Origin of the sequence: Amycolatopsis rifamycinica (assembly GCF_000695625.1) — a bacterium.
Taxonomy (GTDB): Bacteria; Actinomycetota; Actinomycetes; order Mycobacteriales; family Pseudonocardiaceae; genus Amycolatopsis; species Amycolatopsis rifamycinica.
Genome location: NZ_JMQI01000017.1, coordinates 1 through 15,636, shown reverse-complemented (window position 1 = coordinate 15,636; position 15,636 = coordinate 1). Strand labels below are relative to the sequence as shown.

Below are 15,636 nucleotides of genomic sequence, written 5' to 3'. Positions count from 1 at the left end.
CACATGGCTACACAGTTCCCGGAGCGGGTGCACTACCACTCCGGCGGTGGCGGCGACACCGGCGTGTTCGGCTACATCGTGCTCGGGCTGATCATCCTCGGCGTCATCGTGTTCATCATCGCGGTGATCGTCCGGGTGTCGAAGATGCGCCGCGAAGAGGCGATGAAGCAGGGCGGGCAGTTCCCGCCGAACCCGGGTTTCCCGCCGCAGCACCAGGGATTCGCCCAGCCGCCACAGGGGTTCGCGCCGCCGTCGCAGGAGTTCGCGCAGCCGGGTGCCCAAGGTTTCGCGCCGCCGTCGCAGGGGTTCGCCCAGCCGCCACAGGGGTCCGCGCCGCCGTCGCAGGGATTCGCGCAGCCGGGCGCCCAGGGGTTCGCCCCGCCGGGGTATCCGCCGCCTTCGCCGCAGCAGGGGTTCCCGCAGCAGCAGCCGGGGTACCCGCCCGCGCCGCAGCAGTACGCGCCACAGGGGCCGTCGTTCCCGCAGCAGCCGCTGCCGGGGCCGGGAGCGGGTCCGCAGAGCTGGTGATCGTCCCCTTCGACAGCGGTTCGCCGGTCCCGCCGTACGAGCAGGTCCGGTCCGGGCTCGCGACGCGGATCAACGACCGGAGCCTGGCCGTGGGCACGAAGCTGCCCACGGTCCGGCAGCTGGCGGCCGACCTCGGCATCGCGCCGAACACGGTGGCGAGGGCGTACCGCGAACTGGAGGAAGCGGGCCTGATCGAGACCCGCGGCCGAGCCGGCAGCTTCGTCGCGGCCGCGGGCGACCAGACCCGCCGGCGGGCCCAGCTGGCGGCGGCGGAGTACGCGAAGACCACCCGTAAACTCGGCCTCGACGACGCCGAGGCGCTGTCGATCGTCCGCGCGGCACTCGACGAGGGGAAAAGGTGATGGTGAGCGTGCTGATGCTGCTGATCATCCTGGTGGTGATCGCGGGCATCGTCGGGGTGGTGCTGCTCGTCGTCAACTCGAACAAGCCGAAGCAGCCGCCGTACCCGCCGCAGTACCCGGGTTATCCGCAGCAGGGCTACCCCCAGCAAGGCTTTCCGCAGCAGGGCTATCCGGGTCAGCAGCCGCCGGGTTACCCGCCGCAGCAGGGCTATCCCGGCCAGCAGCCACCGGGCTTCCCGGGCCAGCAGCCGCCGTACCCGCCGCCGCCGGGCCCTTATCCCCCGCAGCAGTAGCCCGCCGCAGTAACCCGCGGCAGCCGACCACCGGCCACGCTCGACGAGCTTCTCGCCCAGGAGCGAAGACCACTTCGCTCGACGCGAGCCTTGACGGGCCACTCGCCCGAAGCACTCGGCGAGCGGCCGCGGCGCCGCCCTCACATCGCGCGGTAGTCGCGCAGCTCGATCCGCGGCCCGAACCGCGGCCGCGTGTGCCCGGCCGCCTCCAGGTACCGCACCGCCCGCTGCCGCTGCGGTGCGTACGGCGCCAGCACCGCCGCCATGCCCGCGTCGTCCGTCTTCGTGCCCAGCACCGCGTGGCCCACCATCGACGGGATGTTGTAGTCGCCGAAACTGACCGCGTCCGGGTCGCCCCAGGCACGCTGGGCGATCTCCGCCGCCGTCCACACCCCGATGCCGGGCACCTGGCGCAGCCAGTGCCGTCCCTCGAGCCCGCGCAGCTCCACCGCGCGCTCCAGGTGGCCCGCCACCCGCGCCGCGTTCACCAGGGCCGTCCGGCGCTTGATGTCCACCCCCGCGCGGTGCCAGTGCCAGTCCGGCAAACCCAGCAGCGTCTCCGGTGCCGGCGGCACGCGCAGCCGCTCCGGCGCCGGGCCGGGCGGGCGGGCGCCGAAGCGGCGGCACAGCTCCGCCCACGACCGGATCGCCTCCTTGCCCGCCACCTTCTGCTCCAGCACGGCGAGCACCAGCCAGTCCCACACCACGCCGGTCGCGCCGAGCCGCAGGCCCGGGTTCGCCCGCCGGGCGCGCGCGACGACGTCGTGGTGCGCGACGAACCCCGAATCGTCGTCGTCCGCGCCCAGCAGCGCGGGCACCCCGGTGAGCAGGCGGTCCTTCGCCTCGCCCCAGGCCGCCGCCTCGATCCGGCCGTCGGCGTGGCGGCGCAGGGCGAGGGTCCCCGGGCCGTCGGGCGTGTTCGACGCGAGCCAGGTGATGCCGCGCTCGTCGGTGAGGATGTTGAGCGATCCGCGGCCGCGCTTCAGCGGACCCAGGACTCGGCCCAGGTCGACCTCGAAAGCGGGACGCCAGAACATCGGGCTACGCGTCGCTCGAGAAGCGGACGGACCCGTCGGGCAGGACGACGTCCGGCCACACGCGGGCGCCGTCCAAGAGCTCGCAGCCGGCCCCGACGGACACGCCGTCGCCCAACACGACCCCGCGCAGCACCGCGCCGGCGCCGACGCGAGCGCCGTGTCCGAGCACGGAACGCTCGACGATCGCGCCCTCGGACACGGCCGCGCCGTCGAACAGCACCGAGCCGTCGACCTTCGCGCCCGGGCCGACCACCGCGGCGACGCCGATCGTCGAGCCGCCGCCGAGCTGGGCGTCCTCGGCCACCGAAGCGCCGTCGAGCACCAGGAAGTCGCCGGGACGGCCGGGCAGCGCCGACGTCGGCGCCAGGCCGCGCACCAGGTCGGCCGAGCCGCGCACGAACGCCTCCGGCGTGCCGACGTCCAGCCAGTAGGAGCTGTCGACGAACCCCTGGATGTGCGCGCCCTGCTCCAGCAGCTGCGGGAACGTCTCCCGCTCCACCGACACGCGGCGCCCGGCCGGGATGGCCTCGATCACCGGGCGGCGGAAGACGTAGCAGCCGGCGTTGATCTGGTCGGTCGGCGGGTTCGGCGTCTTCTCGAGGAACGCCTGGACGCGGCCGGTCTCGTCGGTCGGCACCGACCCGAACCGGCTCGGGTCCGGGACGCGCTGCAGGTGCAGCGTGACGTCGGCCCCGGACTCGCGGTGCACCCGCAGCTGCTCGCCGAGGTCCGAGCCGGAGATGATGTCGCCGTTGAAGACCATCACGTGGTCGGCGCGCAGCTTGTCGTAGACGTTCCGGATGGCGCCCGCGGTGTCGAGCGGCTCCTCCTCGACCACGTACTCGAGCTCCAGCCCGATCGCCTTGCCGTCGCCGAAGTACTCCTCGAACACCTCGGCGCGGTAGCTCGTGCCCAGCACGACGTGCCGGATGCCGGCCTCGCGGATGCGCGAGAACAGGTGGCTCAGGTAGGGGGTCCCGGCGGTGGGGAGCATCGGCTTCGGCGCCGACAGGGTCAACGGCCGGAGGCGGGTGCCCTTGCCCCCGACCAGCACGACGGCGTCGACAGCGTCGGTTCGGACCTCGGACGTCACGGAAATCTCCTCTTTTATCACGCACCGCTGAGCGACAAGCCGCGGGAAACCCTGACGGAGGTCGCCCGGAGGGCCTACCCTAGACAGGAAACAGGCGGGCCTTTCCCCAGAGGGCCCCGGGTCAGTCGGGAGGCCGAGGGGATGGACCCCCGCGATCGGGCGGACGCCCTGCTCGCACGAGCCCAGGCGCGCGGTGTGTTCGTCGTGACACCCGACAGCGCGACGTCACCGATGGACTCCGCGAACACGCAGCAGATCCCGCGCGCGCAGATCGACGGGCTCGACCGCAGCCGCGACCCCGACACGACGACGCAGCTGCCGGCGTCGCTGATCGAGGAGAACGACCACCCGCTGGCCGGCTCGGCGCCGACCCGGCGGATGGAGGTCCAGGGCGGCCGCCGTCCGCAGCAGACCACGCCGCTGAACACGCCCGCGCCGACCACGCCGATGCCCACGCCGACCCCGCTGTCCCGCCGGCCACAGGCCGAGCAGATCACGAGCCCCCTGAAGGAGCCGGATCCGGAGGACACCGGCCTGGTGCCGACGGTGACGCAGAACATCGGCAAGTCCGACCTTTCACGCCGGCTCGACGGGATCTAGCGGGTTTCCAGCTTCAGCCGCAGGGCGAGGCCGAGCTTCACGGCGGCCAGCACCGGCTTCCAGGCGAGCCCCTGGTGGCGGTCGGCGAGGTAGCGGTAGGCGCTGGCGTGGTGCGCCGCGAGCATCTTCTTCGACGCCTGTGCCGTCGAATGCCCGCCTTCGTGCGTGACGCGCGAGGACGGCGCGTAGACGTTCAGCCAGCCCGCCTTCGCCAGCCGGTCGCCGAGGTCGACGTCCTCGAAGTACATGAAGTAGCGCGTGTCGAAGCCGCCGACGGAGTCGAACGCCTCCCGGCGGAACAGCTGGCACGAGCCGGACAGCCAGCCGGCGACGCGCTCGACCGGGGTGGCGGACTCCTGCCGGTACTGCTTCGTCCAGGGATTGCCGGGCCAGACCTTCGCGAAGACGGCGTGCCCGATCCCGCGCCCGAGGGACGGCAGCAGCCGCGCCGACGGGTAGACGGTGCCCTCGAGATCGTGGATGAGCGGCCCGAAGGCGCCCCCGCGCGGCCAGCGCCCGGCCACCTCGAGGAGCGCGTCGAGCGACCCGGGCTCCCATTCGAGGTCCGGGTTCACGACGACGACCCACCCGTACCGCTCGTCGAGCTCGGCGACGCCCCGGTTGGCGGCGGCCCCGTAGCCGACGTTCTCCCCGATGGTGAGCAGCTGCACGTTCTGCCGCCCGGCGGTGACCCGCTCGAGGGCGCCCTCGACGGACGCGTTGTCCGCGACGACCACCTTGACCTCGCGCTCGGTGGCCTTCTCGAGGGTGTCGAGGAACCGCTCGATGGTGTCCTCGGAGAAGTAGGTCACGGTCACGACGCCGACATCGTCGCCATAGCGGGAGTGCTCAGTCACCCGGCCATTGTCCACGCGTCACCGAGGGTGAACCGGGTACCCCGGCCCAGCCGCACGACGGAAGAAATCCCGAGGTCACGGAACCGCCGAGGGTCACCCTCGGAGCACGGCCCGAGCTGGTTCAGCGGGTGCGGAGGTGGCGGGACCAGGCCTTCCCGTACGCCTCCCGGTGCCGTTCCTGCTGTGCGCCACGATCGTCGAACCGCCCACCTGACCACCACGCGGCGCGCGCTGACATCTCTCTTGCTCCGAGGAGCCCGCCCGTCAGCGTTGTCTCACGCTGCTCGCGGAGCACCTGCTCGGGCTTCGGGCTCACCGGCTGGTCCTCGACTCCCGCGACCACCGCGACGGGCACGATCGCCAAACCCTGCATACTCGGCCCCACCGGGGCCTCGCACAGCGAGTTCACCACCTCGGAGCACGGCCCGAGCTGGTTCAGCGGGTGCGGAGGTGGCGGGACCAGGCCTTGCCGTACGCCTCCCGGTGCCGTTCCGCGGTCGTGGCCCACGAGAACTCCTTCGCGCGCTGCTGCGCCGCCGCGGCCAGCTCGGCTCGCCGTCCCGGGTCGGCCAGCAGCTCGCTCAGGGCCGCCGCGACGTCGCCCGCGCCCACTCCGCAGTACGCCACCGCGTCGCCGCCCACCTCCGGCAAGGACAGCCGGCGCGTGGTCAGGACGCACGCGCCGCACGCCATCGCCTCCAGGACCGGCAGCCCGAACCCCTCGCCCAGCGACGGGTACGCCACCAGCTCCGCCCCGCCGAGGAAGCCCGCCAGCGTGCCGAACGGCAGGTACCCCGCCCGGATCACGCGCAGGCGGTGCGGGACCGCGTCCAGCGCGCGCTCCACCTGGGTGTCCCAGCCCGGCTGGCCGGCCAGCACCAGCGCCGGGGCGTCCGGGCGGCCCGCGACCGCGCGCGCGAACCCGCGGATCAACGCCGGCACGTTCTTCCGCGGCTCCAGCGCCCCCAGGAAGGCCACGTACGGTGTCCGCCCCAGGCCGACCGCGGCGCGCGCCGCCGCGACCTCCGCCGGGGACGGTGGGTGGAACCGCTCGGTGTCGACGCCGTGGTGAATCACTTCCAGTGCGGCGTGCCGGACCGGGCCGACGCGGGCCAGCTCCGTCGCCGTCGCCGCCGAAGGCACCACGCACAGCGTCGCGCGGCGCAACGCCGTCGCCGTCCAGGCGCGGAAGAAGCGGGCCTTCACCGACGAGTGCAGCACGGCGTCGGTGAAGAACGTCGCGTCGTGCAGCGTGACCACCGACGCCGCCGACGTCGCGAGCGGCATCGTGTAGTGCGGCGAGTGGACGACGTCCGCGCCGAGGCGGCGGGTCAGCCGGGGCAGCGTCGCCTGTTCCCAGGTCAGGCGGGCCGTGCGGGTCGTCGTGGCCGGTGACGCGGGCACCACCCGGGAATTCGGCGCCAGCCGATCGTAGAGCTGCAGGTCGCGGGGCTGGCAGACGACGGTGATCCGGGCCCCGTCCGCGTCGAGGGCGGCCACGAGCGAATCCACGTACCGGCCGACACCGCCGCGGTCCGCCGGCACCGCGGTCGCGTCGATCAGCACCCGGGGGTCGTCGCTCACCCCTGCAGGGTACGGCGGTACCCCGGCGCCATGGTGAGGAACTGGCAAACCGGGCAGGTCAGTCGTGCACCCGGCGGTGGATCGCCCACACGGCCTCCGCCGCGCGGCGCCACGTGAAGTTCCGGGCCCGCTCCCGGCCGGCCCGGGTCAGCCCCGCCGCCCGCCGCGGCGAGTCCAGCACCTCCCGCAGCGCGACGGCCAGCGCCGCGGCGTCCCCGCGGGGCACCGTGAGCCCGGCTCCGCCCGCCACCTCGACGAGTGCGGGAACGTCGGTGTGCACCACCGGGATCCCGGCCGCCATCGCCTCCAGCAGACCCAGCCCGAACCCCTCGGCGAGGCTCGGCACGGCCAGCACGCTCGCGTGCCGCAGCGCGGTCGCCAGCTCCGCGTCCGACACCCTCCCGAGCACCCGCAGCCGCCCGGCGGGCAGGCCGCGCTCGGCCGCCAGCGCGACCGGGTCGACACCGCCCCAGCCCTGCTGCCCCGCCAGCACGAGCATCACCCCGTCCAGCGCCGCGACCGCGTCGACCAGCACGTCGATGCCCTTGCGCGGCTCGATCGTGCCGACCGCCAGCACGTACCGCGCGGGCAGCTCCAGGTCGGCGTCGCCGGTGGGCACGCGCACGCCGTGCGGCACCACGCGCACCGGGACGTCGACGTCGATGAGCACCGCGAGCTCGTCGGCGACCGCCCGGGTCGGCACCACCAGCCCGGACGCCCGCCGCGCGGCCCGCGCGATCATCGACCGGTGCCAGCTCACCCCGCGCGCGGTGAGCGTCTCCGGGTGGGTCCACGGCACGGTGTCGTGCACGGTCACGCTCAGCGTCTTCCCGGCCGGCGCGCGCGGCGGCGCGAACGGCGTCGGCGCGTGCACCGCGTCGCCGCCCGGCCACCAGCGCAGGCCCAGCTGCCACGCGGCGACCAGCGCCCGCGGCGGGATCCGCAGCATCCGGGGGCCCTCGACGCCGGGCAGGCGCGCCGCGGCGGCGTCGGCGTGCCGCGCGACCACGCTGGACACCGTCCAGCCCGGCGGCGCGGTCTTCGCGAGCGCGGGGAGCAGCTCGGCCGTGTAGCGCCCGGTGCCACCGGGCACCGGCGCGAGGAGCTGCTCGGCGAGCACGACCAGTTCGGGCACGCGGCTATTGTGCGGGACGTGACCGCGAATCCCGCCACCACGGTGGTAGTCGTGACCTGGCGGGGTGCCGGGCACATCACGGCCTGCCTCGACGCGCTGGCCGCGCAGACGCGTCCACATCGGACGCTCGTGGTCGACAACGCCTCCGATGACGGCACCGCGGCCCTGCTCGCGGCCCATCCTTCGGGTCCGGAAGCAATCCGGCTGCCCCGCAACACCGGCTACGCGGGCGCGCTCGCCGTCGCACTCGAAAAGGTCCAGACCCCGCTCATGGCCTGGCTGAACGACGACGCCGAACCCGCGCCGGACTGGCTCGCGACGCTGGAGGACACCCTCGAGAAGGCGCCGCTGGCCGCCGCGGCGACGTCCCGGCTCGTGCGGCCCGACGGCGCCACGCAGTCGGCCGGCGTCCGGCTGACCGCCGACGGCCACGGCGCCGACGTCACCGAACCGGCCGGCGAGGTGTTCGGCTTCTGCGGCGGCGCGGCCCTGCTCCGCACCGGCGCCCTGCGGAGCGTGCAGGGCATCCCGGCGAGCTTCTTCTGCTACTACGAGGACACCGACACGGCGTGGCGGCTGCGGCTGGCCGGGTGGGACGTCGTCGCGGCGCCGGACGCCCGCGTCCGGCACGCCCACGGCGTCAGCAGCGAGCTGGGCTCGCCTCTGTTCCACCGCTGGAACGAGCGCAACCGGCTGCTCACGCTGCTGCGCTGCGCGCCCCGCGGCGTCGCGGTGAACCAGCTGGTCCGATTCGCCGTGTTGACGGCGGTGCTGCCACTGCGTCCCCGGCGGCCGAAGGCGGCGAACTTCCGCTTCGGCCTGCGCTGCCGGGTCCTGGCCGAGGTGGCCGCGCGGCTACCAGCGACGTTGCTCGCCCGTCGCGAGATCAGCCGTCGCGCGGCGCTCGGCCGAGGCGCGGTCTGGGAAGCATGGGCAGGCCTTTAAGCTTGCTGGCATTCCGACGACAGGAGCTGGCTTTGGCGCAGGGGGATCCGCAACCGCTCGTCTCGGTGATCGTGGTCAACTACCACGGCGCCGAGGACACGATCACCTGCCTGCGCGCGCTCGCCGAGCACGACTACCCCGAGCTCGAGCTGATCTGCGTCGACAACTCGGACGAGGCCGCGCGCATCCGTGAGGCCGTCCCGCGGGCCCAGGTCGTCGAGGCCGGCCGCAACACCGGCTTCGCGGGCGGGTGCAACCTCGGCGCGAAGCACGCGAAGGGCACCGTCCTCGGCTTCCTCAACAACGACGCCCGCCCGGCGCCCGGCTGGGTCTCCGCCGCCGTCGCCGAGCTGCGCGCCCAGCCCGGCGTCGCCGCCGTGGCCAGCAAGGTCCTCGACTGGGACGGCACCGGCACCGACTTCGTCGACGGTGGCCTGACCTGGTTCGGCATGGGCTACAAGCGCCACGCCGGCGCGCCGCTGGCCGACGTCCCGGCCGCCGAGCACGAGGTCGCGAAGGACGTCCTGTTCGGCACCGGCTCGGCGCTGTTCGTCCGGGCGAGCGTGTTCGCCGAGCTCGGCGGCTTCGACGAGCGGTTCTTCATGTTCTACGAGGACGTCGACCTGGGCTGGCGGCTCAACCTGCGCGGCTGGCGCGTCCGGTACGTCCCCGGGTCGCTGACCTACCACCGCCACCACGCCACGATGGCCTCGGTCGACGCGCCGGAAACCGGCCGCGAGACGTTCCTCCTGGAGCGCAACGCCCTGGCCTCGCTCTACAAGAACCTTTCCGACGAGACGCTGGCCCGCGCGCTGCCCGCCGCGCTCGCCCTGGCCGTGCGCCGGGCCACCGCCCGCGGCGAGCTGGACGCCACCCAGCTGGACCTGGAGCGCGGCGTCGGCCCGATCGAGTCCGGCGAGGTCGCCATCCCGCGCACCACGCTCGCCGGGCTGCTGGCCATCGACCAGTTCGTCGAGCAGCTGCCGTCGCTGGCCGAGTCCCGCGCGGTCGAGCAGGCCGCCCGCGTCCGCACCGACGCCGACCTGCTTCCGTTGCTGCGCAAGGCCTTGGAGCCGGCGTACCCGCTGCCGCGCTACCTGGCCGCACACGACATCCTCGTCGAGGCGTTCGGCATCGAAAAGGCCTTCGGGCAGCGCCGGAAGATCCTGGTCATCACCGGGGACGCGCTCACCGAGCGGATGGCGGGCCCGGCGATCCGCGCCTGGAACATCGCCCTCGCGCTGTCCGCCGAACACGACGTCCACCTCATCACCACCAACCCGCTGGCCACGCCGCCGCCGGCGCCGTTCCGGGTCGGCGCGGGCAAGCACCGCGAGCTCGACGCGCCGATCGCCTGGGCCGACGTCGTCGTCCTGCAGGGGCACGTGCTGGAACTGGCGCCGTCGCTGAAGAAGCAGCACAGCGGCAAGATCGTCGTCGCCGACCTGTACGACCCGATGCACCTGGAGCTGCTGGAACAGGGCAAGGGCGTCGCCGACGACCAGCGCGCGGCCGACCTCGCCGGCGTCACCCGCGTCCTCGACGCCCAGCTCGAGCGCGGCGACTTCTTCCTCTGCGCGTCCGAGCGGCAGCGGCACTTCTGGCTCGGGCACCTGGCCGCGATGGGCCGGCTTTCCCCGCGGCTGTACGACGCCGACCCGACGACGCAGTCGCTGCTCGCGGTGGTCCCGTTCGGGCTGCCCCCGGAGCCGCCGGTGCGCACCGGGCCGGGGCTGCGCTCGTCGCTGGGCATCGGCGGCACCGACCACGTCGTGCTGTGGGCGGGCGGGGTGTACAGCTGGTTCGACCCGCTGACCCTGGTCCGCGCGATCGATCGCCTGCGGCGCGACCGCAGTGACGTCCGGCTCGTGTTCCTCGGCATGGAGCACCCGAACCCCGAGGTCGCCGAGATGGACATCGGCACCCGGACGATCCGGCTGGCCGACTCGCTGGGGCTGACCGGCAAGCACGTCTACTTCAACGAGCAGTGGGTGCCCTACCACGAGCGCCAGAACTGGCTGCTCGACGCGAACTGCGGCGTCACCACGCACTACGAGCACGTCGAAACGACGTTCGCGTTCCGCACCCGCGTGCTGGACTACCTGTGGGCGGGGCTGCCGATCGTCACCACCGACGGCGACGCGTTCGCCGACCTGGTCCGGGCGGAGCGGCTGGGCGTCGTCGTCCCGGCCGAGGACGACGCCGCGCTGGCCGACGCGCTCGAAAAGGCGTTGTACGACGAGGAATTCGCCGCGGGCTGCGTCGAGCGGCTCGCCGTCGTCGCACAGCGGTTCGCGTGGCCCGAAGCGCTGAAGCCGCTGGTGGAGTTCTGCCGCGACCCGCGCCCGGCGGCCGACCGGCTGCCCGGCTCGGCGGACCTGGTGACGACACCGCCGGTGCGCGGCCGGGCGATGCTGCGCCGGGACCTGGACCTGATCCGCGAGTACCTCGACGCCGGCGGCCCCGCGGAACTGGCCCGGCGCGTGGGTGGTCGCGCTGTGAAGGTCGCGAAGCAACGGCTCCGCCGTGGCTAGGTCACTGAGCGTCCTCCTCGACGGCACCCCGCTGCTCGGCGCCCGCACCGGGATCGGGCGCTACACGGCCGCGCTGAGCGAAGAACTGGTGTCGATCCCGGAGGTCGACACGCGCGCGGTGGCGTTCACGCTGCGCGGCTGGCGGCGCCTGCGGCACGTGCTCCCGTACGGCGCCCGCGCCCGGGGGATGCCGGTGGCGGCGCGCCTGCTGCGGGCGGCGTGGCTGCGGTCGGACTTCCCGCCGGTGGAGCTGTTCGCGGGCCCGACGGACGTGGTGCACGGCACGAACTTCGTGCTCCCCGGCCGGTTCCGCGCGGCCGGCGTGGTGACGATCCACGACCTGGCGTTCCTGGACAACCCGGAGGAGCTGGCCCCCAGCGACCGCGGCCTGCCGGAGCTGGTCCGCCGCGGCGCCCGCCGCGCGAACGTCATCTGCACCCCGACCTCGGCGGTGGCGGACGCGGTGGCGGAGCGCCTCGACGTCTCGCGCGAGAAGATCGTGGTGACCCCGCTGGGCGTCAACCCGGCGTGGTTCACCGCCCGCCCCCCGGACGACGAGCGCCGGGCCCGCCTCGGCCTGCCCGCGCGGTACCTGTTGTTCGCGGGCGCGGCGGGCCCCCGCAAGGGCCTGGACTGGCTGGCCCGCGCCCACGACGCGGCCCCGGACCTCCCGGACCTGGTGTTCGCGGGTCCCGGCCCGTTCCCCCGCGGCGCCCGCCGGTCCCAGACCGGCTATCTGTCCGATGTGGACCTGCGCACGGTGGTGGCGGGAGCGTCGGCGCTGGTCCTGCCCTCCCGCGACGAGGGCTTCGGGCTGCCGGTCCTGGAGGCGATGGCTTCGGACGTCCCGGTGGTCTGCACGGACATCCCGGCGCTGCGCGAAGTGGCGGGCGAGTGCGCAAGCCTGGTCCCGTACGGCGACGTGGACGGCTTGGCCGAAGCCCTGAGGACGGCGGTGACGGACCCGCACGCGGTGGCGACCTCAGCCTCCCGCCGAGCCCACGCGGCGAACTTCACGTGGCGCACGTGCGCGGAGCTGACGGTGGGCGCGTACCGGCTGGCCTCAGGGCGTCACTGACGCGTCCCGATGTGGCCTTCGGTGGATCCAACGCACCCAAGGCCACCTTGGGGCGCTGGAGTCCGGGCCTACTCAGCCGCGAAATAGGCCTCCAAAGCCTCGTCCCAAGGCCGCATCGGGGTCAACCCGGCCTCCACCCACGAAGCCGGTGACAGCACCGAGTACGCCGGCCTCGGTGCCGGGCGCGGGTACTCCGCCGTCGTGCACGGGTGGACGCGGGACGGGTCCGCCCCCAAGTGGGAGAAGACCGCGCGCGCGAATCCGCACCAGCTCACCGCGCCCGCGTTCGTGCAGTGCAGCACCCGCTGCGCCGGCCCCTCCCCCGCAGCCGCCCGCGAAGCCAGCTCCAGCAACCCCGCCGCCAGGTCGGCCGTCCACGTCGGACCGCCCACCTGATCGTCCACAACGGACAGTGTGTCCCGGGAAGCCTCCAGCGAAGCCATGGTCTTCACGAAGTTCGTCCCGGACCGCCCGTAGAGCCACCCCGTGCGCACCACCCACGAAGACGCCCCGGACCCGAGCACCGCGTCCTCGCCCGCCGCCTTCGTGCGGCCGTACGCCGACCGCGGCCCCAGCTTGTCCGAAGGCTCGTACGGGGCCGAGGCGTCGCCCGGGAACACGTAGTCCGTCGACACGTGGATCAGCGGCACCCGCCGGGACGCGCACGCCGCCGCCAGGACCCGCGGGCCGTCCGCGTTCACCGCGAACGCGCGCTCCTCGTCGGTCTCCGCCGCGTCGACCGCCGTGTACGCCGCCGCGTTGATCACCACCGGGGCCGCTCCCGTTTCGGCGGCCCGCTCGGCCAGCGCCCGGACCGCGGCCAGCACCTGGCCCGTCGCCGTCACGTCCAGCTCGGCCGAACCGGGCGCCACGACGTCCACCGAGGGGGACGCCAGCGCGGCGAGATCCCGGCCGAGCTGCCCGGAACCCCCGGGCACAAGTACCGTCAGCGGCACAGAAAACCCCTACTTCTTCAGCGCGGCCCGCCCGGCCAGCGGCTCCCACCACGCGCGGTTGTCCCGGTACCAGGCCACGGTCGCGGCCAGTCCGTCATCGAACGAAACGCGCGGAGCGTACCCCAGTTCGTCGCCGATCTTGGTGATGTCCACCGAATACCGGCGGTCGTGGCCCTTGCGGTCCTCCACCGGCTCGACGCTGTCCCAGTCCGCGCCGACCGCCGCCAGCAGCTTTTCCGTCAGCGCCCGGTTCGTCAGCTCGGTGCCGCCGCCGATGTTGTAGATCTCGCCCGGCCGCCCGCCGTCGGCGACCAGCTGGATGCCGTGGCAGTGGTCGTCCACGTGCAGCCAGTCACGGACGTTGAGGCCGTCGCCGTAGAGCGGCACCTTCCGCCCGTCCAGCAGGCTCGTGACGAACAGCGGGATGACCTTTTCCGGGAACTGGTACGGACCGTAGTTGTTGGAACACCGGGTGATGCACACCGGCAGCCCGTGGGTGCGGAAGAACGACCGCGCCACCAGGTCGGACGACGCCTTCGACGCAGAGTACGGCGAATTCGGCTCCAGCAGGTGGTCTTCGGTCCACGAACCGTGCTCGATCGAGCCGTACACCTCGTCGGTGGAGACGTGCACGAACTTGCCGACGCCCGCTTCCAGGGCCGCCTGCAGCAGGTTCTGCGTGCCGAGCACGTTCGTCAGCACGAAATCCGCGGCGCCGAGGATCGAACGGTCCACATGCGACTCCGCCGCGAAGTGCACGACAAGGTCCACGCCGGTCATGACGTCGGTGACCAGCGCCGTGTCGCAGATGTCGCCGCGGACGAACTCGAGCCGCGGGTCGGCGGCGACCGGGGCCAGGTTGGCCTCGTTGCCCGCGTAGGTGAGCTTGTCCAGCACGACCACCTCGGCGTCACGCAGCGTCGGATAGGCGCCGGTCAGCACCTGCCGGACGTAGTGCGACCCGATGAAGCCGGCACCCCCGGTGACCAGGACCCGCATCTTCCCGCCTTTCCTCACGCCCCGGGCGGGGCAATTCGCCCCCAGCCTACGGAGGTCCCACAACACCCTCAGTACAGTCTCCGCTGGAGGCACACTGGTGCCATGGGGGAAGCACGGGGTCACAGGGGAGGAAGCGCGTGACCGAACAGGCTGCGCCGACCATCCCGGCACGCCGGCGGCCGGACACCGGCCACGGTGCCGCGGCCTTCGCCCGCCGCGGCGGGAAAGCCGTGGTGTCCCTGTTGTCGGTGGCCGTGCTGGCCCTGACCTGGTACGGCTGGCACTACATCGGCGACCCGAACACCGGCCTGACGACGACGAACGTCTTCGCCGACACCGAAGCGCACGCGAAGCCGCTCGACGGCGCGGTCGACATCCTCCTGGTCGGCCAGGACAGCCGCACCGACGCGCAGGGCAACCCGCTGCCCCGCGAGGTGCTGGACATGCTGCACGCCGGCGTCTCCGACGGCGAGCTGAACACCGACACGATGATCCTGGTGCACATCCCCCAGAACGGGAAGCAGGCGATCGCGGTCTCGTTCCCCCGCGACTCGTGGGTGGAGCTGACCGGCGGCTTCGGCAAGCACAAGCTCAACAGCGCGTTCGTCTACGCGTACACGGACACTTACCGGGCGTTGCAGCGCCAGGGCATGACCGACCTCAAGGAGGCCGACGCGCAGGCGAAGGTCGCCGGCCGGAAGAACCTCATCGCGACGATCGAGAAGTTCATCGGCAAGCCGGGCATGATCGACCGCTACGCCGAGGTCAACCTGGCGAGCTTCTACGAGATCACCAAGTCGATCGGCGGCGTCGAGGTCTGCCTCAAGGGACCGGTCAAGGAAGCGAAGTCCGGCGTCGACCTGCCCGGCGGGCGCCAGACGATCGAAGGCGTGCAGGCGCTCGCGTTCGTCCGCCAGCGCTACGGCCTGCCCAACTACGACCTCGACCGGATCGCGCGCCAGCAGGCGTTCCTCTCCGGCCTGGCCCGCAAGGTGATCTCGACCGACGTGCTGACCAGCCCGGCGAAGATCGCGGACCTGGTGACGGCGGTGAAGAAGTCCGTCGTCGTGTCGCAGGGCTGGGACCTGACGGAGTTCGCCGAGCAGATGCGCGGCCTGACCGGTGGCAACATCGAGTTCCACACGATCCCGACGCTGGGCAACGCGACCATCGGCGGCGCCGACGTGCTGCGCGTCGACCCGGCCCAGGTGGCGGCGGAGGTGGCCCGGCTGACGTCGGACGGCGACACCCCGGCGGCGACACCGACGTCGGCGCAGCTGCCCGGCGCGAAGGCCGTCACGGTCGAGCTGTTCGACGGCTCGGGCTCGCCGTCGCTGGCCGGTCAGACGCGCGCGATGCTGCAGGGCAAGGGCTTCACCCTCGCCGCCGACCAGCGGCTGAGCACCCGAAACACCACCGTCCTCCGGTACCACCCGGGCGACGAGGCCGCACTGGCCCTGGTCAAGCAGGCGCTGGGCACCGGTGCGCAGGCCGAGCCGGACCGGGACGTCCCCGCCGGGCACGTGCGCGCGCTGCTGGGCAAGGACCTCCGGAACTCCGCCGCCGGCCCGGGTGGCGCGCCCACGTCGACCGCCGTCAAGCCGCCCGCCGCCCCGTCGACGGCCGCCGCTCCCG

General features: G+C 73.5%; 15 protein-coding genes. 8 read left to right on the top strand and 7 right to left on the bottom strand.

The genetic code is table 11. The features are described 5' to 3' along the window. Positions 1–3: 3 nt before the first annotated feature. From DV20_RS08815 to DV20_RS08805, 3 genes are read left to right on the top strand one after another with little or no spacing between them, the layout of a single operon-like run. Complete coding sequence (locus tag DV20_RS08815) at positions 4–528, top strand: hypothetical protein (RefSeq protein WP_043778238.1); 525 nt, start codon at positions 4–6, stop codon at positions 526–528. Further along, entirely contained in the window at positions 525–890 is a 366-nt protein-coding gene (locus tag DV20_RS08810) for a GntR family transcriptional regulator (protein ID WP_043778235.1), read from the top strand. The genes DV20_RS08815 and DV20_RS08810 overlap by 4 nt, the downstream gene beginning before the upstream one ends. Continuing rightward, positions 890–1,183 carry a hypothetical protein gene (locus DV20_RS08805; protein ID WP_043778232.1) on the top strand — a complete coding sequence of 98 codons (294 nt, stop codon included), beginning with the start codon at positions 890–892 and terminating at the stop codon, positions 1,181–1,183. The genes DV20_RS08810 and DV20_RS08805 overlap by 1 nt, the downstream gene beginning before the upstream one ends. 140 nt (positions 1,184–1,323) lie before the next feature. On the opposite strand, the gene DV20_RS08800 is transcribed toward DV20_RS08805, so the two are convergent. Both DV20_RS08800 and manB read right to left on the bottom strand, forming a co-directional pair. Then, positions 1,324–2,220, bottom strand: a complete 897-nt coding sequence (locus DV20_RS08800) for a DNA-3-methyladenine glycosylase family protein (protein WP_043778229.1) — start codon at positions 2,218–2,220, stop codon at positions 1,324–1,326. 4 nt (positions 2,221–2,224) lie between these two features. Further along, complete coding sequence (gene manB / locus DV20_RS08795; RefSeq protein WP_043778226.1) at positions 2,225–3,313, bottom strand: mannose-1-phosphate guanylyltransferase; 1,089 nt, start codon at positions 3,311–3,313, stop codon at positions 2,225–2,227. A gap of 141 nt (positions 3,314–3,454) precedes the next feature. Between manB and DV20_RS08790 the strand changes: the two genes are divergently transcribed. Continuing rightward, entirely contained in the window at positions 3,455–3,913 is a 459-nt protein-coding gene (locus DV20_RS08790) for a hypothetical protein (RefSeq protein ID WP_043778224.1), read from the top strand. Here the strand turns inward: DV20_RS08790 and DV20_RS08785 are convergent. The 3 genes from DV20_RS08785 to DV20_RS08770 all read right to left on the bottom strand — a co-directional run bounded on the left by DV20_RS08785 (position 3,910) and on the right by DV20_RS08770 (position 7,489). After that, complete coding sequence (locus DV20_RS08785; protein WP_200876379.1) at positions 3,910–4,770, bottom strand: glycosyltransferase family 2 protein; 861 nt, start codon at positions 4,768–4,770, stop codon at positions 3,910–3,912. The genes DV20_RS08790 and DV20_RS08785 overlap by 4 nt on opposite strands. 435 nt (positions 4,771–5,205) lie before the next feature. Beyond that, positions 5,206–6,336, bottom strand: coding sequence for a glycosyltransferase family 4 protein (locus DV20_RS08775; RefSeq protein WP_043778218.1), 1,131 nt, complete (start codon positions 6,334–6,336; stop codon positions 5,206–5,208). Positions 6,337–6,412: 76 nt separating this feature from the next. Beyond that, positions 6,413–7,489, bottom strand: a complete 1,077-nt coding sequence (locus DV20_RS08770; RefSeq protein WP_043778216.1) for a glycosyltransferase family 4 protein — start codon at positions 7,487–7,489, stop codon at positions 6,413–6,415. A 9-nt stretch (positions 7,490–7,498) separates the two neighbouring features. On the opposite strand from DV20_RS08770, the gene DV20_RS08765 reads away from it, so the two are divergent. From DV20_RS08765 to DV20_RS08755, 3 genes are read left to right on the top strand one after another with little or no spacing between them, the layout of a single operon-like run. Further along, positions 7,499–8,434, top strand: a complete 936-nt coding sequence (locus tag DV20_RS08765; RefSeq protein WP_200876378.1) for a glycosyltransferase family 2 protein — start codon at positions 7,499–7,501, stop codon at positions 8,432–8,434. A 32-nt stretch (positions 8,435–8,466) separates the two neighbouring features. Further along, the gene (locus DV20_RS08760; RefSeq protein ID WP_043778214.1) at positions 8,467–10,968 is read left to right on the top strand and encodes a glycosyltransferase; all 2,502 of its coding nucleotides are present in this window, start codon (positions 8,467–8,469) and stop codon (positions 10,966–10,968) included. After that, positions 10,961–12,046 carry a glycosyltransferase family 4 protein gene (locus DV20_RS08755; protein ID WP_043778212.1) on the top strand — a complete coding sequence of 362 codons (1,086 nt, stop codon included), beginning with the start codon at positions 10,961–10,963 and terminating at the stop codon, positions 12,044–12,046. Before DV20_RS08760 ends, DV20_RS08755 begins: the two co-directional genes overlap by 8 nt. A 68-nt stretch (positions 12,047–12,114) precedes the next feature. On the opposite strand, the gene rfbD is transcribed toward DV20_RS08755, so the two are convergent. Both rfbD and rfbB read right to left on the bottom strand, forming a co-directional pair. Next, positions 12,115–13,002: a dTDP-4-dehydrorhamnose reductase gene (gene rfbD, locus DV20_RS08750; protein ID WP_043778211.1), complete on the bottom strand. Its 888-nt coding sequence runs from the start codon at positions 13,000–13,002 to the stop codon at positions 12,115–12,117. A gap of 9 nt (positions 13,003–13,011) precedes the next feature. Then, a complete protein-coding gene (gene rfbB / locus DV20_RS08745) occupies positions 13,012–14,001 on the bottom strand; it encodes a dTDP-glucose 4,6-dehydratase (protein ID WP_043778209.1) in 990 nt (329 codons plus the stop codon). 137 nt (positions 14,002–14,138) lie between these two features. Between rfbB and DV20_RS08740 the strand changes: the two genes are divergently transcribed. Beyond that, positions 14,139–15,636, top strand: a 1,498-nt coding sequence (locus DV20_RS08740) for an LCP family protein (RefSeq protein ID WP_043778208.1), incomplete at its 3' end; no start/stop codon positions are given.